Here is a 21,464-nt window from a genome sequence, read left to right on the forward strand (position 1 = left end):
GATGTCTGCACACGAAAACATTACCGATAACGGCCTGCTGCGCTTCATGACCTGCGGCAGTGTGGATGACGGCAAGAGCACCCTGATCGGGCGCCTGCTGTATGACACCAAGACCATCCTCGCCGACACGCTCAATGCCATCGAGAAGACCTCGGCCAAGCGCGGCATGGAAGCCGTCGACCTGTCGCTCCTTACCGACGGCCTGCAGGCCGAGCGCGAGCAAGGCATCACCATCGACGTGGCCTACCGCTACTTTTCCACCGGCACGCGCAAGTACATCATTGCCGACGCACCGGGCCACGAGCAGTACACCCGCAACATGGTGACCGCTGCCTCCACCGCCGATCTGGCCATCATCCTGATCGACGCGCGCCGTGGCGTGCTGACGCAAACCCGTCGTCATAGCTATCTGGCCCATCTGGTGAACATCCCCCACGTGGTGGTGGCCGTAAACAAGATGGATCTGATCGATTTCGATCAGGCCAAATTCGACGCCATCGTTGCCGACTACAAAGCCTTCATCGCCAAGATGGGCCTGTTCAACGACGGTCGAGACATCCAGTTCATCCCGATGTCCGCGCTGAATGGCGACAATCTGGTGGACCGCTCGGAGAGCATGAACTGGTATCAGGGCCCGACCCTGCTCGATTTGCTCGAAGCTGCCCCAGCCGCGCACGCTGGCCGCCATGAAGCCTTCCGTTTCCCGGTGCAGCTGGTGTGCCGTCCGCAGGATTCCGCCAACCCGGATCTGCACGACTACCGCGGCTTCCAGGGCCGTATCGAGTCCGGCACGGTCAAGGTCGGCGATCTGCTCACCGCCCTGCCCAATGGCCGCGAGAGCCGTGTCAAAGCCGTGCAGATCGGTGGCGAAGATATCCCTGAAGGCCTCACCGAACAGTCCGTGACCATCCTGCTTGAAGATGAAATCGACATCTCGCGCGGCGACATGCTGGTCAAGAGCGGTGAAGTGCCCGCGCAACAGAAGGAAATCGAAGCCATGCTGTGCTGGCTCTCCGAAACCCCGCTGTCGCCGGCCCGCACCTACCTGATCCGCCACACCACGCGCAGCACCAAGGCCAAGCTCACCGGCGTGGCCTTCAAGGTCGACGTGAATTCGCAGGAGCATGTGGACGCCACGACCCTGGCCATGAACGACATCGCCAAGGTCGGCTTCAAGCTGGCGCATCCGTTGTTCGCCGATGCCTATAGCGTGAATCGCGGCACCGGTGCTTTCATCGTGATTGACGAGAGCAACAACAATACCGTTGGCGCCGGGATGATTTTGTAAGTCGCAAGTCGGGAGTTTGGGCGGGCTTTGAGCACCTGCCCGAAGAGCCTCTCCCCGCTTGCCTCTTGGCCATGCCATGCCGAAGACGTCCGCCCCGTGCGGCGCTTCAGGCAGCCGCCCAAAAGCCCGCGATTGCGGGCTTTTCAAATGCAGCAAAAACAGGAGGCATGGAAGATGAGTGCGATGCAAATTGGCCGGGCTCTTGTGCTGCTCATCTTCGCATTGATGCTGAGCGGATGCGCGTCCAGGGGCGCGACGCCGATTGCTGCGCTCCGTTACGAAAACCCGGCCAAGCCCGTCGACGGTGGAAAAAAGCTGCTGATTTTTCTGCGCGGCATTGGCGGCGACCACACCATCTTCAAGAACAAGGGATTGGTGGATCAGGTGATCGAGCGCGGCCTGCCCTTCGACATGGTCGCGCCCGACGCGCACTTCGGTTACTACAAGGAAGAAACGCTGGGGCGACGCCTGTATGAGGACATCATCCTGCCCGCGCGGCAGCAGGGCTACACGGAAATCTGGGTCGCCGGCACGTCCATGGGCGGGCTTGGCGCCCTGTTCCTGCAGATCGAACACCCGGATGCCGTCGACGGAATCATTCTGCTGAGCCCGTTTCTCGGCTGGGACGCGACCGTGAACGAGATTCGCGACGCTGGCGGCCTGGCCCGCTGGGAGCCCGGTCCGCATACCGTGGAAGACTGGCAGCGCTACCTGTGGAGCTGGATCAAACAGCACAGGGAACAAGGCAAGCGCGTTCCGCCGATCTATCTGGGGTACGGAGCGTCCGACTTTTTCGCCAATTCTCAGGATCTGCTGGCGGGCGCACTTCCCGTAGGGCGTACGACGATCATCGAGGGCGGGCATACCTATGGCACGCTGCGCCGGCTGTGGGGCACATTCCTCGACAAACTTGAACCGGAACTGCGGCGCTGACCGGAGCCCTGAGTTTTGGTCGACGACTGGCATGAGTGATTCGCGGCTGAAGCCGCTCCTCGCTCTACCCTACGAAACGCCATGCTGAAGAAGTGCTACTGTATTGGCTCTGCGGAAGGCATGCACCAAGAAGCCCGCCCGGAGCGGCTCTTCAACCATCGATAAAAAGCAAAAAAGCCAAGCTACAGAGCTTGGCTTTTTGTTATTGAATCAAGGCTTGGCGCCTGGTTCAGATGGAGCGGGCGGTGAGAATCGAACTCACGGCTCTAGCTTGGGAAGCTAGGGTATTGCCATTATACGACGCCCGCTCGGGCTGTCCGCGACGGCAGGACAGGGCGCGATTGTATCGGCCCGGAGCCTGTGGGCGCAAGCTCTGGCTAAGGGGCATGACTTTGAAAGTTGCTTGAGCGCCCGTTTCCCTCTTCCCCCGCCTCGCCCCCAAATGGGCGAGGCGGGCTTCGAGAAGTCACTTCGTGACTTTTGCGCTAAATACCGCGTGTTAAACTCGCCCCTCCCCGCAGGCACCAGCCCTGTCTCAAAAAGCGGATTCCATCTTGCACATTTCTCTCAATGGCGAAGCCCGCCAGTTGCCGCCGGGCACCACCGTGTCGGGCCTGCTCGAAATTCTTGAGTTGCTGGGCAAGCGCGTGGCGATCGAACGCAATGGCGAAATCGTACCCAAGGGCTTGCACGCCACGACCGCCTTGGCCGAGGGCGATGCGCTCGAAATCGTCGTTGCCGTCGGTGGCGGCTGATTCATTCTTTTTCAGGACTGCAGACATGAACGACCCCTTAGTGATCGCTGGCCGCGAATATTCATCCCGCCTGCTGGTAGGCACCGGCAAGTACAAGGATTTTGACGAGACGCGCCGGGCGATTGATGCCTCGGGCGCGCAGATCGTTACCGTCGCGGTGCGCCGCGTGAATCTCGGCCAGAACGCCAACGAGCCAAACCTGCTCGACGCGCTGCCGATGAAGGATTTCACCTATCTGCCGAACACCGCCGGCTGTTATTCCGCTGATGACGCCGTGCGCACGCTGCGTCTGGCGCGCGAGCTGCTCGATGGCCACGATCTGGTCAAGCTTGAAGTGCTGGGCGACGCGACCACGCTGTTCCCGAACATGCCCGAGACCCTGAAAGCGGCCGAAACCTTGGTGCGCGACGGCTTCAAGGTCATGGTTTACTGCTCGGACGATCCGATCCAGGCGAAGATGCTGGAGGAAATCGGCTGCGTCGCGGTGATGCCGCTGGCGTCCCTGATCGGCTCCGGCATGGGCATCCTGAATCCGTGGAACCTGAAGCTGATCATCGAGCAATCGAAGGTGCCGGTGATCGTCGACGCCGGCGTCGGTACAGCTTCGGATGCCGCGATTGCGATGGAGCTGGGCTGCGATGGCGTGCTGATGAATACGGCAATTGCCAAGGCGAATGACCCGGTACTGATGGCCGGCGCCATGAAGAAAGCGGTCGAAGCCGGCCGCGAAGCCTTCCGCGCCGGGCGCATGCCGAGAAAACTCTATTCGGCCACGCCGAGTTCGCCCACCAGCGGACTGATCGGGAGTTGATCCGCAGCATGAGTGAAGATATCAACAAGCCTGACGAAGCCAATAGCGGCGAGCCGACCGGCCGCTTCTCCCGTCAGGCCATTCGCAGTTTTGTACTGCGTCAGGGCCGCATGTCCGATGCGCAGAAGCGCTATCTGGACGAGCTGCTGCCGCGTTTCACGATTCCTTATGCGGTGGCTCCGGTGGATTACGCCGCCACCTTCGGGCGCATCGCGCCAGTGGTACTGGAAATCGGCTGCGGCATGGGTGACACGACAGCGGCGATTGCGACCGCCTTGCCGAATACCGACTTCATCGGCATCGAGGTGCACGGACCCGGCGTGGGCAATCTGTGCAAGCTGATCGACGAGCAGAAAATCAGCAATCTGCGCGTGATGCAGCACGACGCCACCGAGGTGGTGCGCGACATGCTGGCACCCGATTCGCTGGCCGGCATCCACGTCTACTTCCCCGATCCCTGGCCGAAGAAGCGTCATCACAAGCGCCGCATCCTGCAGCCGGCCTTCGTCGCCGAGCTGGCGTCGCGCCTCGCGCCCGGCGGCTACCTGCACTGCGCGACAGACTGGGAGGAGTACGCCCAGTTCATGCTCGAAACGCTGTCGGCCGAACCGCTGCTGCAGAACACGGCCGTCGATTACGCGCCCAAACCGGATTACCGCCCGCTGACCAAGTTCGAGGCGCGTGGGCTGCGGCTGGGGCATGGTGTGTGGGATCTGGTCTTCAAGCGCATTTGAGGCCGCAAAAAATGATTCTGGCGTCGTTATGCCTCCTTGCCGTGCCAACTGCACTGTCAGCGTCGGCACGCCTCGCCAGAAACGTTTCACTTCATTTTGCTGCGACCTCGTGATGAGCGCCCCGCTCGCCCTGCCGCCCACGCGCATCCTCGGCATCGATCCGGGCTTGCGCATCACCGGCTTCGGGGTGATCGAGCGTATCGGCAGCAAGCTGCAGTACGTGGCCAGCGGCTGTATCCGCACGCCGGGGGACGGCTCGCTACCGGAGCGTTTGAAGGTGATTCTGGCCGGGGTGCAGGAGGTGGTGGACACCTATCATCCGGCCGAAGCCGCGGTGGAGATCGTCTTCGTGAACGTCAATCCGCAATCCACGCTACTGCTCGGACAGGCGCGCGGGGCGGCGATCTGCGGGCTGGTCAGCCGCGATCTGCCGGTGGCCGAATACACCGCGCTGCAGGTCAAGCAGGCGGTGGTCGGTTACGGCAAGGCCGGCAAGGAACAGGTGCAGCATATGGTCAAACGCCTGCTGCAACTGGAAGGCGATCCGCAGGCCGATGCGGCGGATGCGCTGGCGGTGGCAATTTCGCATGCCAACAATGGCAGCGCGGCGGGCGGGCTGATGGCGCTGACCAAGACGACGCGCAAGCGTGGCGTGCGACTGACAGCTTTGCCAGAGCGCAAGTGAGTGCTTGCTGCCTGTGACGTAGGAGCTAGCGCAGCTGGCGATCCACGCTGGCAAATCGCCAGCTGCGCTAGCTCCTACGGGCCTGCTTGTAGCGCCGCGCCCGACAAGCTTCTTCAGGTAGATGTCGCGTAGAGGCAATCCAGACGGTCATCTTCAGGATGGAAGGCTGCAGATGCAATACAGGCGCGGCTCTGCAGGCATTCCACAAATCAGCCTCGTCCCAGAATCCGGTCGATCACGGCATCCGTGCGCGCGGCGCTTTCGCCGCTGCTCGGGCACTCGCCGCGTCCCAGCAAGGCATCGACCACGCTCTGAATCAGTGGCTGTTGCACGTGGGCCGGATTGGCAATGTGAAAGTGTTCTTCACCGGCTGCAGTGATCAGGCTGACGGGCGCGTCGTCGAAGGTGGAGAAGACGATACGTCCGCTGGCGCCGACGATCTCGCAGCGATCCAGCTTGTCGCCGGCCGCGAAGCACCAGGCGCCGCTACCCAGCACCCCGCCGGCAAAGCGGAAGCTGGCGCTGACCGTATCTTCTGTCGCAAGCGCGGCGCTGTGACTGGTCGCCACGCCGTGCACTTCGGTGATGGGGCCGAACAGATAGTCGAGGAAATCGAGCTGGTGTGAGCCCATGTCCACGAAGCGTCCACCGCCCGAGATGGCCGGATCGACGCGCCAGGGCTGGCTGGCCGGGTCAAGATCCTCCGGCGCTGGCGGTTGGTGTAATTGCAGATTCACGTAGCGCACGGCTCCGATGGCATCGCTCAGCAGCAGTTCGCGAATTTTCTGGAAGCGCGGCATGGCGCGGCGGTAATAGGCGCTGAACAGCGGCAGCTGGCGCTGCGCGAAGGCCTGCAACATGCGCAGGCTTTCGGCATGGTTCAGGGCCATCGGTTTTTCGACGTAGCAGGGTTTGCCGGCGGCGGCGCAGAGCAGCGCCAGTGGCAGGTGTGCGCCCGGAGGGGTGGCGACGTAGACCGCATCGACTTCGGGATCGTCGATCAAGGCCTGTGCGTTGTCATACCAGCGCGGCACGCCATGGCGTCTGGCGTAGTCGGCTGCCAACTCGGGATTGCGGCGCATAACCGCGACCAGACGCGAGCCCTCGGCCTTCTGGAAGGCGGGGCCACTTTTGACTTCGGTCACTTCCCCGCAACCGAGGATGCCCCAACGGATTTCATTCATTCTGATTCAAACCTCTCTGGTCATATTGTTGTCGTCCTTGAGAACGGAGATATCCACCGGGATGCGCAACACGAATTCTGCGCCGCCACCGCTACGATTGCGCGCAAAGATCTGACCTTTGTGAGCACTGGCGACTTCGCGGCAAATGGCCAGCCCCAGACCCGTGCCGCCCGCATTGCTGCGCGTCTTGCTGCTCTGGACAAATTTGTCGAAAACGGCCTCCAGCTCTTCCTCCGGGATACCCGGCCCCCGGTCGGCAACGATAACCTCTACCGCAGCCAGTGGCGTGCTTATGCCGCCATCCAGATCGATGACTCCGGGCTGCACGCTCAAACTGATTTCACTGCCCTCCGGCGAGAATTTGATGGCGTTCGAGAGCAGATTGCGCAGCACCATGGCGAGCAGTTTGGCGTCGGCACAGGCGTGCGTAGGCTCCTCGTGAGAGAGGCGAACTTGCAGGTTCTGTTGGGCGGCAAGGGCTTCGAACTCGTTAAAGGCGTCGTGCGCAATGGCCGCCACGTCCAGCATCAGCAGCTTGATCTCCATGCGCCCTGCTTCGAGTTTGGCCAGATCCAGCAAATCATCGAGCAGGCTCATAAGACGCTCCGCGCTGGTCACGATGCGATCAAAGTAACCGATCATGCGCGCATCGCCGCTTTGCGGAGCGCGCTGCTGACCGATGCGGGCGAAACTCAGAATGCCGTGCATGGGTGTGCGCAACTCGTGCGACATATTGGTGAGGAACAGGGACTTGGCTGCATTGGCGCGCTCGGCAGCTTCCTTGGCGATGAACAGGCGTGCTTCCGCCAGGCGCCAGGGAGTGACGTCAAAATTTGCCCCGACGATGACAGCATTGCCTTCGTCGTCCAGGCAGCTGCCCTTGGCTATCACCCGGTAGCGTGGCTGACCAGTCACCGGGTGCGGACGGAACTCTTCCTTGAGAATGTGGTTGCCCTGCAGGGCCGATTCATCTTCCGCGAACACCAACTTCTGCATGTGGGGCGTCAGGGACGACAGACTGCCGACCAGCTCTTCACGCGACTTGCCACGGTCGGCGACGAAGGCCTGGTTGACGATCAGGTAGCGGCTATTGGCATCCTTCACATATACCGGCTGCGGAATCACATCGATCAGGCGCTGCACGTATTGCTTGATGCGTTCGCTGCGATTGGTTTCGCGCTGCAGGGTAGCGGCCAGTTCGCGCTCGGCCAGGCGCCAGCGCGTCACATCGAAATTGGCGCCGACGATGACCGGCTCTCCATCGCTGTTCAGGCAGCGTCCCTTGGTCACGATGCGATAGCTTTCCGCGCCGGTCGAGGAAATGATGGTGTGATCTTCTTTCAGCACGTTCTCGCCGGACAGTACGCGCTGATCCTCTTCTGTCACCGAGCGTGCGGTCTGTGGATCGGGCGCCAGTTCCATGGCGGTTTGACCGATGATTTCCTTACGATCCTGTTGGCGTTGGTTGGCAAAAGCTTCGTTGATCAGTACGTAATGGCCCACTGCATCTTTCACGTAGACCGGCTGGGGAATGACGTCGATCAAGCGCTGCACGTATTGCTGGATGCGTTCGCTGCGCTCGGTTTCACGCTGCAGGGCAGCGGCCAATTCGCGCTCGGCCAGACGCCAGCGCGTCACATCGAAGGTGGACACGACAATCACATTCTGGCCGGTGGCGTCCTCGCAACTGGCTTTGGAGACGACGCGGAAGCGCTCGCCGCCGCTCACCGGATTGGGCTTGTACTCCTCCTTGAGGATCACCTCACCTGCCAGCACCCGCGCGTCTTCTTCGCTGGTCAGGCGCATCACCTCCTCGCCACTGATTTGCAGAGTGACTGAGTCACGCCCCGGCAAATCGACTTTTTCGAGATGCCGTTCGCTGGCGAAAGCTTCATTCACCAGCAGGAAGTGGCTGCTCGCATCCTTCACATAAACCGGGTAAGGAATCACATCAATCAGACGCTGGATGTACTGCAAGGTGCGTACGTGGCTGTGCTGCTCGCGCTCCAGCGCCTCGGTCAGCTCGCGCTCGGCCTGATACCAGCGGGTGACATTGAAATTGGCCACCACGATCACCGGTTCGCCATCGGCATTCAGACAACAACCTTTGGAAATGATGCGATGACGCTCTTCACCCGTCACCGGATTGGGCTGATGCTCCTCCTTGTACACCACCTCGCCGGCCAGTACGGCAGCATCTTCAGCCGACACGCTGGCACTTACCTCGGGATGACTCTGGGCGATCCATTCCCAGGAACGCAGACCGACAATTTCCTCCTTGGCGTGCCCCATCTCGCGTGCCTGGGCGGTATTGATCATCAGGTAACGACTCTGCGCATCCTTGACGGCAACCGGCTGCGGAATCAGATCGATCAGGCGCTGAATGAAGTCCTGGGTGCGCTCGCGACGCTCCACCTCGCGTTGCAGGGCGGCCTGCAATTCGCGTTCCGCGTTGCGCAAGGTGGTGATGTCGATGTGAGTGCCGACCAACACCGTCCGGCCTGAAGGGTCAATGCAAGGGCCCTTGGCAAACAGCCGGTCACGCCATTCGCCGGTCTGTTTATGCAAGGTGCGCTCTTCCTTGCTGATAATCAGACCATCCCGGATGACCGCTTGATCCTCCTTGCTCACGTTCAGTACCACCGCAGAATGTGGCGCTTCACTCTTAAACGAAGTCTTGCCGATCAGCTCCGGGACGCTGCAGCCGTAATAGTCCGCCATTGACTGGTTGGCCATCAGGAATCGGCTGTCCGCATCCTTGACGAACACCGGGTGCGGAATCACGTCGATCAGGCGCTGGATGTAGGCTTGGGTGCGCTCACGCAACTCCGTTTCGCGCTCAAGTGCGTCCTTGAATTTTTGCTCGGCCTGATGCCAGCGCGTCACATCGAAGCTGGCAACAACGATCACCGGCTCGCCTTCGGCATTCAGGCAAGCGGCTTTGGAAATGATGCGATGACGCTCTTCGCCGGTCAGCAGATAGGGACGATGTTCTTCCTTGCGCACCAGCTTGCCGGCCAGCACCTCAAGATCTTCAGCGCGCACGCTGACCGCGGCCTCGGGATCGTTCTCGCCAATTCTCACCAGCGAATCCATGCCGGGGATCTGCGCCTTGGATACATTGAAATCGCGGGCAAAAGCATCATTCACCATCAGGTAACGACTGCCAGCATCTTTCACATATACCGGCTCAGGAATCACGTCGATCAGACGCTGGACAAACTCCTGGGTGCGTTCGCGGCGCAGCACTTCACGCACCAGCGCGGCCTGCAGATCGGCTTCGACACGGCGAATGCCTGTGACATCCGTGAGCGAGACGATCAATACGCGTTGATTATCGACATTCCGGCCAACGATTTTGTGACTGATGAAGTGCTGAGGTTCACGATCCAGACCAAAAATGATGCTCTCGCCGTGATGCAGAATACCGTCGGCCTGCTCGAAATGGGCGCGTTCATCAGCCTCAAGCGGCTCAGCTATCGCGCCTTCCAGCACATCGTTCAGCCTCAGGCTGGTGATCTCTTCGCGCGGCCGGCCAATCAGCTCTGTGGCGGCCTGATTCACCATCACGTAACGCAGATTTTCATCCTTGATCAGCACTGGATTGGGCAGCACGTCAAAAATCAGCTGCAGGAAGTCCGTCAGCCGCGATTGCTGCTCCAGCGCCTGCTGCACCTTGCGCTCGGCCTGACGCCAGGGCGTGACATCGAAATTGGCGCCAACAATCACTGGCAAGCCATCGGCATCCAGGCAGGATCCCTTGGTGATCAGGCGGAAGCGTTCCTCGCCGGTGTACATGTGCGGCAGGCACTCTTCCTTGCTGATTGTTTCGCCGGCCAGCACACGCAGATCTTCGTCGGCAATCCGGCCTGACAGATTCTGGTCAGCGGCCAAAGCATAGGAATTCTGGCCCATCAAATCTTCGCGCGAACGCCGGCGCTCCGTGCAGAACGCGTCATTGACCAGCAAATAGTGGCTCTGCGCATCCTTCACGTAAACCGGCTGCGGAATCACATTGATCAGGCGTTGCACATATTGCTGCGTGCGCTCGCGCCGCAGCACTTCACGCTCAAGCGCTTCTTGCAGCGCCGACTCGGTTTGACGCCAGTGGGTGACATCGAAATAGGTGCCCACCACCACGGGCGTGCCGTGAGCATCAAGACAAGCGCCTTTGGTGATCAGCAAATGGCGGGTTTCACCGCGCCAGACGTGGTGATTGATAACCTCCTTGAACACCACGCTGCCGGCCAGAACCTCGCGGTCCTCGGCCAGCATGGCGGCTGTGTGCTCGGTTTCCCTGCGCACTTCGGTAGGCGTGCGCCCGATGATTTCAGCAACCGGCGTATCCAGCGCTTTGGCATAAGCGCTGTTGGCCAGCAGGTAGCACCCTTGGGCATCGCGCACATAGACCGGGTGCGGAATCACGTCGATCAGGCTTTGCACGAATGCATGTGCGCGGGCAAGATCGCCGGGCGCTTCCGGGCGGGTCTGAAGCCGGGCTTGCAGCGCCCGATTCTGCCGCCACAGCACGAAACTGCTGAGCGCTCCGCTGGCGACAAGTGCCCATGCCGGCTCAAAACCCGAAAAATGACTGGCGAGCGCCAGCAGCAGCCCCGCTATCGTGATTCCCTGCCACGCAAACCGCTGCATTGTCGTGTCCGCTTCCGAGCTGAGTTTTCTGCCCGAAGCTTACCGCGCATTGCTCCGGGCTCAAGCAAACAGACGTCAAAAAGCCGCCCGCAGGCGGCTTTTTGATGCACAAATGCAGCTTACTGCTTGGCCGCGTCTTTGGCTGGAGCCTTGGCGGCCGGTTTGGCTGCGGCCTTGGCTTGCGGCTTGGCGGCCGGCTTGGTCACCGACAGCAGCTCGACCTCGAAACTCAGGGTTGAATTCGGCGGGATCGGGCCGCCACCGTTTTCACCATAAGCAATTGCGGCCGGGCAGGTCAGCTTGGCCTTGCCGCCCACCTTCATCTTGGCGACGCCTTCGGTCCAGCACTTGATCACGCCATTGAGCGGGAATTCAGCCGGCTCACCGCGTTTGTAGGAGCTGTCGAATTCCTTGCCGTCGATGAACGTGCCACGATAGTTCACCTTGACGATGTCAGTCGCGGTCGGGCTGGCGCCAGAACCTTCCTTGAGAGAAAGGTAAATCAGGCCGGATTCGGTCTTCACCGCGCCGCTTTCCTTGGCCGCTTTGTCCGTGAATTCCTTGCCGGCTGCATTGGCTTTTTCCATGATCACCGCACGGCGCGACTGTGCCAGCACCTGGATCTTCGGGCCGTAAGTGTCGATTTCCACAGCTGGCTTGTTGCCCCCTACGACGTCGCTCATGCCCTTCTTGATCATCTCAAGTTCGGCAGGCGTAGCGTTGAAAGAGCTGGTGACCTGCTGACCCAGCACGGTGCCGAGTGCGTAAAAAGTCTTCTGGTCTTCGGTCATGTCGGCAGCGTAAACAGCCGGCACGATCAGGGCTGCGGCCAGCACAAAAGCGAATTTCTTCATCGATTTTCCTTTGAGGTGAGCGAGTATTCCGCGCCTGGAGTTTTGGCGGAAAGCAGGAGGATACGGGATTTGCCAGCTTGCTGCCTGCGGCAGAGTACTGAGCAATGAGGACTGAGTGATGAGCGGGCATGCTTGTAGAGCCGCGCCCGACAATCTTCTTCGGGCAGGGGTGCGGCAAAGGCAGTATGGGCAAGGCTCTTCGGGATGGTTATGAGCTACGCAAGCGGGCGCAAAGCATTGAGCGCCACACCGACCGCCGCCACGCGGGCCTGGTGCAGGCGTTCGGGGATCTGGCGTTTGTCGCTCAGCGCGCTGGCAATCGCCCCGGCATCGACACTGGTAAAGGCGGCGAGCAGGGCTTGCCACAGCGGCGTGTGCGTGTCTTCGCGGGTTTCGTAACCAGGGCGGCCGTGGAAATCGCAGGCGCTGGCTGCGAGCAAGCCGGCGAAGCGTTCCGGCCGGCGTAGCGCATCGCAGCGTTCAAATATTCTGGTAATTGTATCGGCGCGCATCTCGTCGATTTTGTGGATGTTGCCGTGCTCGCGTGCGGTCAGCACGGCCAGTTCGCGGCAATCCACCGGCACTTTGAGACGCGCGCAGGCCGCTTCGACCAGCGGCACGCCCAGCGCTTCGTGGCCGTAGTGATGCGGCCAGTTTTCCGACGGTGTGACGCCCTTGCCCAGATCATGCATCAAGGCGGCCCAACGTACGACGAGTGGCTGATTGCGCGCCGCCGCCTGATCTATGACCAGCAACTGATGAATCCCGGCGTCGATTTCCGGATGATATTTTTCGGGCTGCGGTACGCCGAAAAGCGCATCCAGCTCGGGCAGGATGCGCGCCAGTGCGCCGCACGCGCGCAGCACTTCGATCATGCGCGAAGGTTTGGCGTACATCAGGCCACGCGCCAGCTCCTGCCACACACGCTCGGGCACCAGATGATCGACTTCGCCGGCCTCGACCATCGCGCGCATCAGCTCCAGGGTTTCCGGGGCCAGAGTGAAATCGCCAAAACGCGCGGCGAAGCGGGCCACACGCAGGATGCGTACGGGATCTTCGGCAAAGGCCGGGCTGACGTGGCGGAAGACGCGATCCGCTACGTCACGCTGGCCACCGTACGGATCGGTCAATGTGCCATCTTCAGCCTGAGCAATGGCATTGATGGTCAGGTCGCGCCGGATCAGATCCTCTTCCAGCGTGACGGCCGCATCGGTATGGAAGACGAAGCCCTTGTAGCCGGGCGCCGTCTTGCGTTCGGTGCGCGCCAGGGCGTATTCCTCGTGGGTTTTTGGATGCAGGAAGACCGGAAAATCCTTGCCCACGGGCTTGAAACCGGCGGCCAGCAGATCTTCCGGCGTGGCGCCAGTGACGACCCAGTCACGGTCCTGCACCGGCAAGCCGAGCAGGCGGTCGCGCACCGCCCCGCCGACGATCCAGGTTTGCCAGTGGACTTTGTTCATTTTTTCACCACACCTGCCAGCTTGGAGGCAGGAGGTGCGGAGGGTTCGTAACGCACATCCGGGCGCAGCAAGGGGCCTTTCAGGCGCAGCCTCAAGGGCTTGGCGCGCAGATCGACCAGATCCTTGGCGGCCATGCTGTTGATGCCCGGCAGCAGGCTGGCCTGCAAAGTAAAATCCATCTCTTCCTTGAGTAGATCCGCACTGCCGCTGCCAGCCAGGGCGAGCCAGCTGCTGCGGCTCTGGATGGCATCGGTCTGCAGTTTGCCGCCGGCCAGTACGAAGCGGCTGCCGATGCTGCCCAGTTCGGTCGTTTCGGCCTCGGCCGGACGGCGCGCAGATTGTTTGCCAGCCACAATTGCCGGACGGAACTCGCGCAGGCTGCGCACCAGATCAACGCCGCGAATGGCACTGTTGACCAGATTCCAGCGCACTGCACCGTTCAGTTCGGCCAGCGGCGACGCGTCTGCCTTGAGAGCACTGACCACTTTGTAGGTGCCACTCAGGCGGCCGCTCAACGGGATCGACAAGCCACCGTCGAGGGCCAGACGCTCAAGCCCCAGATTACTGAACTCGCCTTGCAGACTGATGCGCCCACTCGCACTCTCCGCGCTGAAATCACCGCTCAGCTGACCGTCATACAGACTGGTATTGAAGCCGTTGGCGCTGAACACTCCTTTGTCGATATTGAACGGCGTTTGCAGAGTGTCCAGCTGCAAGCCAGCCAGACGCAGCTGCTTGAAGTTCAGTTTGCCGTTCAACGCGATCTTGTTGAAGACAGGCAGGCTTAGAGAAGGCGGCTTGACGCCGGGGCGCGCTTCGGCGAACAGACGGTCAAGATCAAGGTGGCTGCTGCTCAAATCGACGCGTCCGGCCACCGGCCAGAGTTGCTGCAACTGGGCCTGCACACTCAGCGGATCTTCGCCCAGCAGCCCTTCCAGCGTCGCCTCGAGCCCGCCATTGGCGCGCCATTGCGCCTGCCCGGCGACGCTCATGCGTGCCGCCGGCGTGTGCAGGCGCGGATGCTGTACGGAAAATTCGCCTCGCAGCGTGCTCAGACGTAAGGCACTCGTGCGCAGATCCGCATCCAGCCTGGCCTTGAACTTGCCCTGGCTGCCATGCTCATTGCCGGCCTTGGCCTGCCAGTTCAGGCTTGACTCATCACTGCGAAAACCGTTTTCCGTTTCGCTGAGCAGCGGCACATTCAGCTCGAATTCTGTTTGCTCACCGACGGCACGCAAGCTCAAGCGCGCCTCCAGCTTCTCGCCCTGCACGCGCCAGTCCTGCCAGCCCAGACGCGGTGCGTTGGCCTCCCCATTCAAGGACTGCTGGCCGGCCGCCCCTTGCAGCTTGATGCCGAGTTTATCGAGATGGCCTTGCGCACCCCAATCACGCCAGCTCAAACGCGCGCTGTCGATTTGCGCACTCGCGCCCTGCAAGCCACGCGCATTACCTTCCAGCTGCAGAACCAGATTCTCCAGACTGCCGGCGGCCAGACTGTCGCCCGGTGCATAGCGCCCGCCCAGCTTGAAATGGAAGTCGTTGTCATTGGCCGCATCCAGCCACTGACCCTGTCCGCTCAAGCGGGCCGCTGCACTGCCATCCAGCCCGACAAGGCTGGCCGAAAAATCACGCCATTCAAATTTCAGCGCATTGCGACCATCATCAACGCGCAGCTTTGCCCCGCTCAACCGGATCGACTCCAGGCGCGACTGCCAGGGCGTTACGGGCGCATCTGCCGCCGGTGCCTGCAGCAATTTGCCCAGATTCCAGTCCCCGGTGCGGGCGCGGCTCAGGCGCATATCCACGTTGTGCAGGCTGAGGCTGAGGATTTCATGGCGACGCAGCAGCAAAGGCAGGGGCGCAAGCTCCAGACGCAGCTCCTCGGCCGTCGCGAAAATCTCGTTGCGCCCGGCTTCCGACAGACTCACGCTGCGCAAAACCAGCATCGGCTGTGGCCAGATGTGCAGCTGCGGCTCAGCCCCGAGCACCAGCGTGCGCTGGTAACGATCCTTGAAATGCTGGCTGAACCCGCCCGCCGTGCGCTCAGCATCAAAGCTGACCCACGCCAGGAAAGCCAGGGCCGCCACCAGGGCGACGAAGCCGCCCAGAAGAAAGCCCAGCACACGCAATACCACTGGCAATCGAATTTTCACGCCGGCTACTCCGGATGAAGGATCGGCGATCATACCCTAGGGGGAATTTCGAGTGCCTGACGCAGGTCGGAAGACAAGTGAACCAAGGCCTGCCTGCAGAGCCACGCCTGACAAGCCTCTACAGCAGGCCTGCCTGTACACGCCCGTCCCGCGAGGCTCTGCGGGCAAGGCATTTTGTAATGTGCCGCCTTCCAATCCAATCATCCGGACAGTTGCCCGCTGCATGGATTTTGCGCGACACTGCCGGCCATGCCCACCTTCCGGCGGGCCTCAACAACAATTCAATCAGAGGGAGTCCAGCATGAGTTTCGTCAGTGAATTCAAGGAGTTTGCACTCAAGGGCAATGTCGTCGATCTGGCCGTCGGCGTAATCATCGGCGGCGCCTTCGGCAAGATCGTCGACTCCGTCGTCAATGACCTGATCATGCCGCTGGTCGGTTCGGTGGTCGGCAAGATCGACTTCTCGAATCTTTACGTGGTGCTCGGCAGCATCCCGGCGGGCGTGGAGAACAACCTTGCGACCCTGAAGAAAGCCGGCATCCCGGTGCTGGCCTACGGCAACTTCATCACCATCGCCCTGAATTTCGCGATCCTCGCCTTCGTGATCTTCATGATGATCAAACAGATCAACCGCCTCAAGCGCGAAGCCCCCGCCGCGCCGGCTGCCGAACCCGTCACGCCGGAAGACGTGGTGCTGCTGCGCGAGATTCGCGATTCGTTGAAGAAGTAACAAAGCGGGAAATGGGGACTGGGAACTCGGAACTGGGGACTTGGAAAGCAGCCCTGTACGTAGTCGTCGTCCGGTTCAATCCCAGCAAAAAGGCCGCAAATGCGGCCTTTGTGTTTTTCCCAGTCCCGAGTTCCCAGTCCCCAGTCCCAGCTTTACGCCGCATGCGGCGTTTCCGCTTCGCTGGCCTCGCTGGCTTCCACGCGCTCCAGCCGATAGCCGAAGTTGTAGGTGGGCAGCAGACGGAAGCCGTTTTCCGGCCCCAGATGCAGCTTGCTGCGCACGCGCGAGATGTGGGTATCCACGGTGCGGGTAGCCAGGTCGGGGTTGCGCCCCCACACGGCTTCGAGCAGATGGCCGCGCGAGAGCAGACGGCCAAGATTGCGGAACATGAAGGCGGCTAGGTCGAATTCCTTTTCGGTCAGATCCAGCACTTCGCCGTGCAGCAGGATGCGTTTCTGCGCGTGATCGACCAGATAAGGCGGCAGATCCATGCTGGCTTCTGCTTCGCGTGGTTTGCTCCGGCGCAGCACCGCTTCGATACGTGACATGAGCACGCGCTGACTGACCGGTTTGATGATGAAATCGTCGGCGCCCGCAGCCAACCCGGTGACGATATCGTCTTCGGTATCGCGCGAGGTGATGAAAATCGCCGGGGTGTGATCGCGCCGTTCACTGCGCAACCAGCGCAGGAATTCTTCGCCGGAGATGTCCGGCATCATCCAGTCGAGCAGATACAGATCCACGCTCTCGCGGTTGCAGAAGCGTTGCAGCTCGCGTGTCAGCATGAAACTGTGCACGTCGTGGCCGGCGTTGCGCAGCCAGGCACAGACCAGCGTCGATTGGGTCAGGTTGTCTTCCAGCAGGACGATTCGCATACCGGTCTCCGGTAAATTGTTATTTTATGATTCTTCACCAGTGCTATCACGGCATCCTGGTGTCGGGACTTTAGCCGGCCCGAGCTGTCGTGACAGGCAAGGATTCCGGGCAGTGCATGAGCCCCCTCGGTCACAACTGAGCGGCCTCGCAGCAGGATCATGAACCGCTTCTTAGCCGGCCCGACCCGCCACAAACGGATTGCTGTCGATCTCCTCGCCCAGCGTGGACATCGGCCCGTGGCCGGGGATGAATTCTACGTCACGGCCCAGTGGCCACAGCTTGAGGCGGATCGAATCAATCAGTTGTTGATGATTGCCGCGCGGAAAATCGGTGCGCCCGATCGAGCCGGCGAACAGCACGTCACCTACCAGCGCCAGTTGTGCGCTGCGGCTGTAAAACACGATATGGCCAGGCGTGTGACCGGGCGTATAGATCACCTCCAGCACTTCCTCGCCGACGCTGACCGTCTCACCCTCTTCCAGCCATTGATCCGGCTGAAACAGCGGCACCGGCGGGAAGCCGAACATGCGGCACTGCTCGCCCAACGCATCGATCCAGAAAGCGTCTTCGCGCTGCGGCCCGATGATCTTCACGCCAGCGGCCTTGGCCAGATCGGCGCTGCCGCCGACGTGATCAAGGTGGCCGTGGGTCAGCAGGATCTTGCTCAACGTCACGCCCTCGGCAGCAATCGCGGCCTGAATGCGCGCCACATCACCACCGGGATCGACAACCGCCGCCTGCATGGTTTTCGAACACCAGATCAGGCTGCAATTCTGCTGGAACGGGGTGACGGGAATGATCTTGTAGTGCAGGGCCATGGGAATTCCTGTGACGGGGGCTATTCAGGGTTCAGGCAATCAGGGAAAGTTAATTGCAAGGGCATGCAAGAGCCGCGCCTGGCAAGCCTCTTCAGCCTGCCATGCCGGACAGCAAGGCTGGGGGCGGCTCTTCAGGCTGGGATGCTGCAAGTTTATTCTTCTCTGTCGCAAACAATTCAGACTTCGTTACAAACGTGCGCTGCGGCCACCATCCACCGCCAGGATCTGGCCGGTGACATAACTCGCATCAAGCAGCAGGAAGCGCACGGCGTGGGCGATTTCGTCAGCCCGGCCGGTGCGCTGCAAAGGCGTGTGGGCGACGATGCCCGCGCGCTGTGCAGCGGAAAACTGGCCGTCCTCGGGCCATTCGATGGCGCCGGGGGCGATGCCGTTGACGCGTACGCGCGGCGCCAGCTCGATCGCCAGCGAGCGGGTCAGGCCTTGCAGCCCGGCCTTGGCCACTGAATACACGGGGTAGCCTTCGAGCGGACGGTCGGCGTGGATGTCGACGATATTCACCACCGCCCCGCCGCTGGCGGCCAGATGCGGCGCGGCGGCCTGAGTCAGGAACAGCGGCGCCTTGAGGTTGGAGCCGATCAGATCCAGCCAGGCCGCTTCATCGATGCTGCCCAGCGCGGTCGGGAAGAAGCTCGAAGCATTATTCACCAGCCCATCGAGGCGGCCGAAACGCGCAATCACCTCTGCGACCAGTGCCGGCAGCGCGGCGCAATCCAGCAAATCCGCCTGCAGCACGCAGCTTGAATCCGGGCGCAGGGCGTTCAGCTCGGCCGAAAGTGCCTGAGCTGCCGCCAGCGAGACGTGGCAGTGGATCGCCACGCGGCAACCAGCCGCATGCAGGTCGCGCACGATGGCGGCGCCAACGCGCTTGGCGCCACCGGTGACCAGGATGGCAGGGGAATCAGGACTGGGCAGGCTCACGATGCGTCAGGACTCCCAGATCACATAGACGCCAGCCTGTTCCGAATACTGCAGCATGGCCAGCAAGGGCGCGGCCCGCTGCGCCAGACGGATCACCGGATCAGGGGGCAGTTTGCCGGATTCGCGCCGCGCCTCTTCCGCCTCTTCGCTTTCATCCTCGTCGGGATTGTCGGCCTTGTCCTGCTCGATGGCGGCGCGCAGGCTGGCAATGGCGTCAGGCAACTGGGCCACGGTAATGATGCCGCGCGGTTCTGCCGGATCCTTACCGATGGTCTCCAGCATCATCTGGCCGACCTGGCCAAACATGATGACGTCGCCGTCTGCATCGGATTTGAAAGTAATCAGCATTGCCACCCCCTGAATTGCCGGAAGGCGCAAAGATAGCCGGTTTTGGACTTGCGTGCAGCCTTACGCACTCAGTTCCTGATGGAATCAATCGCACTTCCCGCTAGGCTGATCGATCAGTACCGGCCAGACGTATTTGAACACTTCCGGATTGCTGCAGCGGGCCGAGCATTTCGAGTAGGAAATGGTCAGCTGCTTGCCCTGCGTCCAGATGCGCACAGTGCAGCCATCGTTGTGCCGCAGCTCGATTGAGGGTGCGCGCGCGACCTGACGGAAACCCGAACCTTCGAAGCTGCAACTGCCGCCGTGCAGTGGCACCGCAATCTGGGTGCTGAGCGCCTTCACTTCATTGTTGGCGATTTCGACCAGGGTCGAGCCGTTGTAACCGGTTTCGTTGCGGAATGAGCAGCGCTGCTTGATGTTGATGGCTTTGGGCGCTTGTTGCACCTGCGCGGAGAGCCGCGCCCGATCTATCTTTGAAAGCAGGCTACCCGGCTTGCCGCGCGGGAGCTCGGTCTTCACGGTGGTATCGCCAGGATCCTTGCCGGGCGCGGCGTCCGGAGCAGGCGTCGGGGCCGGCGTGGGCTTGACGGCGACCGGCTCGACCGGCGCCGGGCTGCTGCAGCCTGCGAACAGGATCACACTCAAGATCAGCGCCAGAACTTTCATTTCAGCTCCTCCGGAATCCCGCCAGCAACAGACCGGCGCCAATGAACAGACTGCCGAAACCACGATTAAGCCAGCGGATGTGCGCCGGATCGTGCAAGGCGCGCAAGACACGAGCGGCCAATAAAGTGTAGGCGCTCATCACCACCGAGTCGGTGAACAGCAAGGTCAGCGCGCAGATCGCGTATTGCGGCCACTGCGGCTGCAGCGGGTCGATGAACTGCGGCAACACGGCGAGCATGAAGACGATGCCCTTGGGATTGCTGGCATTGATCAGGAAAGCGCGCAGCAGCATGCCGAAACGGTCATGTGCGTGTTCTGTGCCCGGCTCCATCGGCACGGCCGGCGCGCGCCATTGCTGGATGCCCAACCAGATCAGGTAAGCCACGCCACCCCATTTGATTGCAGCAAACAGCGTGTGCGAAGCGGCCAGCACCGCCCCCAGCCCGGCGGCACAGATGCCGACCAGCAGCAATACGCCCAATTGCAGACCGAAGATGTTCCATACCGCGCGGCGGTAGCCGTGGCGTTGCCCGGCAGCCATGCACGACAGTGCCCCCGGCCCCGGCGAGAGGCTGATGATCCAGGCGGCAACGAAGAAGGCGAGCCAAGTGTGGAGGGTCATTTGTGCAAGGCAGGAATAGCCAGAAACTTCATTTTGAAGCAGTCGCGCAGCTCTTCGAAGTCGCCCTGCTGCGCGGCGGGCAGCGCCCGCCACAGGGTGCGCAAACTGGCGTGAGCGGCAGCGGGTACGGGGTGCAGCGCGGCTGAACGGATGATCACCATGAAGGGCGCCAGCGGCGAGGGGTAGAGGCGCACGCCGGCACCCAGCAACGGCAGAGCCGCGCGGAATTCAGCGACGGCAAAGGCCGCTCGCAGCGAGTTGTGATAATCGGTGGTGAACAACGCGCCCTGCTCGGCGGCACTGCGATGAGCCATGAAATGCATCGTGGCTGCACGTTTGAGGCGGCCGAAATCCGACAGATAGACGCGCCCGCCGGGCTTGAGGATGCGCCGGACCTCGGCGAAGCAACGCGCCAGCGCCGCCGCATCGGGCAGGTGATGCAATGAGAACGTGGACATCACCACGTCCGCGGAAGCGTCGGCCAGCGCCGTGAGTTGCGTGATGTCACCCAGAGCGAGGCGCACATTGCTCAAACCCAGCGTCGCGATATGCGTTTGCGCGTCGGCCAACATGCTCGGCGCCAGATCGACACCGAGGAAGTCCGCCTGCGGATTCAGCCGCGCCACCTGCGCCAGCTGCGTCGCCGGGCCGCAGGCCAGATCGACCACCGCATCGCCGGGGCGAATCAGCTCGCACAGCTGCACGCTGTTAAGCAGATAGATCTGGCCGATCACTCCATCCTCCCGCCCGGCACGGGCAAAAGCCGCCACCTGCGCCGGATCGTCCATCAACATGGATGGCTCCGGCTCGCGCGGCGGCGTGGTGCGGGAGAAGGCTTCGCAGACGAGGTGCTTGAGGAGGGTCAGGTCGGGCATGGTGTTTGAGTGCTGAGTGCTGAGTGCTGAGTGCTGAGTGCTGAGTGCTGAGTGCTGAGTGCTGAGTGCTGAGTGCTGAGTGC

General features: G+C 61.8%; 19 protein-coding genes and 1 tRNA gene. 7 read left to right on the forward strand and 13 right to left on the reverse strand.

Translation table 11 applies throughout. The features are described from left to right. Position 1: 1 nt before the first annotated feature. A complete protein-coding gene (locus tag ABXR19_RS17460) occupies positions 2-1,288 on the forward strand; it encodes a sulfate adenylyltransferase subunit 1 (protein WP_354602435.1) in 1,287 nt (428 codons plus the stop codon). A 147-nt stretch (positions 1,289-1,435) separates the two neighbouring features. Beyond that, positions 1,436-2,221 carry an alpha/beta hydrolase-fold protein gene (locus ABXR19_RS17465; protein WP_354602436.1) on the forward strand — a complete coding sequence of 262 codons (786 nt, stop codon included), beginning with the start codon at positions 1,436-1,438 and terminating at the stop codon, positions 2,219-2,221. 234 nt (positions 2,222-2,455) lie between these two features. On the opposite strand, the gene ABXR19_RS17470 is transcribed toward ABXR19_RS17465, so the two are convergent. After that, a tRNA-Gly gene (locus ABXR19_RS17470) sits at positions 2,456-2,529 on the reverse strand. A 243-nt stretch (positions 2,530-2,772) separates the two neighbouring features. Here ABXR19_RS17470 and thiS point away from each other — a divergent pair. The 4 genes from thiS to ruvC all read left to right on the forward strand — a co-directional run bounded on the left by thiS (position 2,773) and on the right by ruvC (position 5,206). Next, the gene (gene thiS, locus ABXR19_RS17475; protein WP_354602454.1) at positions 2,773-2,976 is read left to right on the forward strand and encodes a sulfur carrier protein ThiS; all 204 of its coding nucleotides are present in this window, start codon (positions 2,773-2,775) and stop codon (positions 2,974-2,976) included. Positions 2,977-3,001: 25 nt separating this feature from the next. Further along, entirely contained in the window at positions 3,002-3,787 is a 786-nt protein-coding gene (locus ABXR19_RS17480) for a thiazole synthase (protein ID WP_354602437.1), read from the forward strand. An 8-nt stretch (positions 3,788-3,795) separates the two neighbouring features. After that, positions 3,796-4,521, forward strand: coding sequence for a tRNA (guanosine(46)-N7)-methyltransferase TrmB (gene trmB / locus ABXR19_RS17485; protein WP_354602438.1), 726 nt, complete (start codon positions 3,796-3,798; stop codon positions 4,519-4,521). Between the two features lie 112 nt (positions 4,522-4,633). Then, a complete protein-coding gene (ruvC, locus tag ABXR19_RS17490; RefSeq protein WP_354602439.1) occupies positions 4,634-5,206 on the forward strand; it encodes a crossover junction endodeoxyribonuclease RuvC in 573 nt (190 codons plus the stop codon). A 209-nt stretch (positions 5,207-5,415) separates the two neighbouring features. Here ruvC and ABXR19_RS17495 read toward each other — a convergent pair whose 3' ends face one another. From ABXR19_RS17495 to ABXR19_RS17515, 5 genes are all read right to left on the reverse strand, one after another. Beyond that, positions 5,416-6,390 carry a Gfo/Idh/MocA family protein gene (locus ABXR19_RS17495; protein WP_354602440.1) on the reverse strand — a complete coding sequence of 325 codons (975 nt, stop codon included), beginning with the start codon at positions 6,388-6,390 and terminating at the stop codon, positions 5,416-5,418. A 6-nt stretch (positions 6,391-6,396) separates the two neighbouring features. Continuing rightward, positions 6,397-11,040, reverse strand: coding sequence for a PAS domain-containing sensor histidine kinase (locus tag ABXR19_RS17500; RefSeq protein WP_354602441.1), 4,644 nt, complete (start codon positions 11,038-11,040; stop codon positions 6,397-6,399). A gap of 119 nt (positions 11,041-11,159) precedes the next feature. Next, a complete protein-coding gene (locus ABXR19_RS17505; protein ID WP_354602442.1) occupies positions 11,160-11,894 on the reverse strand; it encodes an FKBP-type peptidyl-prolyl cis-trans isomerase in 735 nt (244 codons plus the stop codon). A gap of 215 nt (positions 11,895-12,109) precedes the next feature. Further along, a complete protein-coding gene (locus ABXR19_RS17510) occupies positions 12,110-13,354 on the reverse strand; it encodes a multifunctional CCA addition/repair protein (RefSeq protein WP_354602443.1) in 1,245 nt (414 codons plus the stop codon). Next, complete coding sequence (locus ABXR19_RS17515; RefSeq protein ID WP_354602444.1) at positions 13,351-15,507, reverse strand: AsmA family protein; 2,157 nt, start codon at positions 15,505-15,507, stop codon at positions 13,351-13,353. Before ABXR19_RS17515 ends, ABXR19_RS17510 begins: the two co-directional genes overlap by 4 nt. A 301-nt stretch (positions 15,508-15,808) precedes the next feature. Between ABXR19_RS17515 and mscL the strand changes: the two genes are divergently transcribed. After that, positions 15,809-16,237, forward strand: a complete 429-nt coding sequence (gene mscL, locus ABXR19_RS17520; protein WP_354602445.1) for a large conductance mechanosensitive channel protein MscL — start codon at positions 15,809-15,811, stop codon at positions 16,235-16,237. Positions 16,238-16,389: 152 nt separating this feature from the next. On the opposite strand, the gene ABXR19_RS17525 is transcribed toward mscL, so the two are convergent. The 7 genes from ABXR19_RS17525 to ABXR19_RS17555 all read right to left on the reverse strand — a co-directional run. After that, positions 16,390-17,112 (reverse strand): response regulator transcription factor, encoded by a 723-nt coding sequence (locus ABXR19_RS17525; protein ID WP_354602446.1) that lies wholly within the window; start codon positions 17,110-17,112, stop codon positions 16,390-16,392. Positions 17,113-17,283: 171 nt separating this feature from the next. Further along, on the reverse strand, positions 17,284-17,931 hold the full coding sequence (locus ABXR19_RS17530) for an MBL fold metallo-hydrolase (RefSeq protein WP_354602447.1): 648 nt from the start codon (positions 17,929-17,931) through the stop codon (positions 17,284-17,286). 186 nt (positions 17,932-18,117) lie between these two features. Beyond that, positions 18,118-18,864: a pteridine reductase gene (locus ABXR19_RS17535; RefSeq protein ID WP_354602455.1), complete on the reverse strand. Its 747-nt coding sequence runs from the start codon at positions 18,862-18,864 to the stop codon at positions 18,118-18,120. A 12-nt stretch (positions 18,865-18,876) separates the two neighbouring features. Next, on the reverse strand, positions 18,877-19,218 hold the full coding sequence (locus tag ABXR19_RS17540) for a DUF1840 domain-containing protein (protein WP_354602448.1): 342 nt from the start codon (positions 19,216-19,218) through the stop codon (positions 18,877-18,879). Positions 19,219-19,302: 84 nt separating this feature from the next. Further along, complete coding sequence (locus ABXR19_RS17545; protein ID WP_354602449.1) at positions 19,303-19,884, reverse strand: hypothetical protein; 582 nt, start codon at positions 19,882-19,884, stop codon at positions 19,303-19,305. A gap of 1 nt (position 19,885) precedes the next feature. After that, the gene (locus tag ABXR19_RS17550; RefSeq protein WP_354602450.1) at positions 19,886-20,506 is read right to left on the reverse strand and encodes a LysE family transporter; all 621 of its coding nucleotides are present in this window, start codon (positions 20,504-20,506) and stop codon (positions 19,886-19,888) included. Beyond that, the coding region (locus ABXR19_RS17555; RefSeq protein WP_354602451.1) for a class I SAM-dependent methyltransferase at positions 20,503-21,464 on the reverse strand (962 nt) is incomplete at its 5' end. The genes ABXR19_RS17555 and ABXR19_RS17550, both read right to left, overlap by 4 nt.

The organism is Uliginosibacterium flavum, from assembly GCF_040566545.1.
In the GTDB taxonomy this organism is placed as follows: Bacteria; Pseudomonadota; Gammaproteobacteria; order Burkholderiales; family Rhodocyclaceae; genus Uliginosibacterium; species Uliginosibacterium flavum.

What these genes read in the sequence shown, in the direction of transcription:
- ABXR19_RS17460 (WP_354602435.1), top strand. Translation starts at nt 2, where the DNA reads ATGTCTGCACACGAAAACATTACCGATAACGGCCTGCTGCGCTTCATG.
- ABXR19_RS17465 (WP_354602436.1), top strand. Translation starts at nt 1,436, where the DNA reads ATGCAGCAAAAACAGGAGGCATGGAAGATGAGTGCGATGCAAATTGGC.
- ABXR19_RS17480 (WP_354602437.1), top strand. Translation starts at nt 3,002, where the DNA reads ATGAACGACCCCTTAGTGATCGCTGGCCGCGAATATTCATCCCGCCTG.
- trmB (WP_354602438.1), top strand. Translation starts at nt 3,796, where the DNA reads ATGAGTGAAGATATCAACAAGCCTGACGAAGCCAATAGCGGCGAGCCG.
- ruvC (WP_354602439.1), top strand. Translation starts at nt 4,634, where the DNA reads ATGAGCGCCCCGCTCGCCCTGCCGCCCACGCGCATCCTCGGCATCGAT.
- ABXR19_RS17495 (WP_354602440.1), bottom strand. Translation starts at nt 6,390, where the DNA reads ATGAATGAAATCCGTTGGGGCATCCTCGGTTGCGGGGAAGTGACCGAA.
- ABXR19_RS17500 (WP_354602441.1), bottom strand. Translation starts at nt 11,040, where the DNA reads ATGCAGCGGTTTGCGTGGCAGGGAATCACGATAGCGGGGCTGCTGCTG.
- ABXR19_RS17505 (WP_354602442.1), bottom strand. Translation starts at nt 11,894, where the DNA reads ATGAAGAAATTCGCTTTTGTGCTGGCCGCAGCCCTGATCGTGCCGGCT.
- ABXR19_RS17510 (WP_354602443.1), bottom strand. Translation starts at nt 13,354, where the DNA reads ATGAACAAAGTCCACTGGCAAACCTGGATCGTCGGCGGGGCGGTGCGC.
- mscL (WP_354602445.1), top strand. Translation starts at nt 15,809, where the DNA reads ATGAGTTTCGTCAGTGAATTCAAGGAGTTTGCACTCAAGGGCAATGTC.
- ABXR19_RS17525 (WP_354602446.1), bottom strand. Translation starts at nt 17,112, where the DNA reads ATGCGAATCGTCCTGCTGGAAGACAACCTGACCCAATCGACGCTGGTC.
- ABXR19_RS17530 (WP_354602447.1), bottom strand. Translation starts at nt 17,931, where the DNA reads ATGGCCCTGCACTACAAGATCATTCCCGTCACCCCGTTCCAGCAGAAT.
- ABXR19_RS17540 (WP_354602448.1), bottom strand. Translation starts at nt 19,218, where the DNA reads ATGCTGATTACTTTCAAATCCGATGCAGACGGCGACGTCATCATGTTT.
- ABXR19_RS17545 (WP_354602449.1), bottom strand. Translation starts at nt 19,884, where the DNA reads ATGAAAGTTCTGGCGCTGATCTTGAGTGTGATCCTGTTCGCAGGCTGC.
- ABXR19_RS17550 (WP_354602450.1), bottom strand. Translation starts at nt 20,506, where the DNA reads ATGACCCTCCACACTTGGCTCGCCTTCTTCGTTGCCGCCTGGATCATC.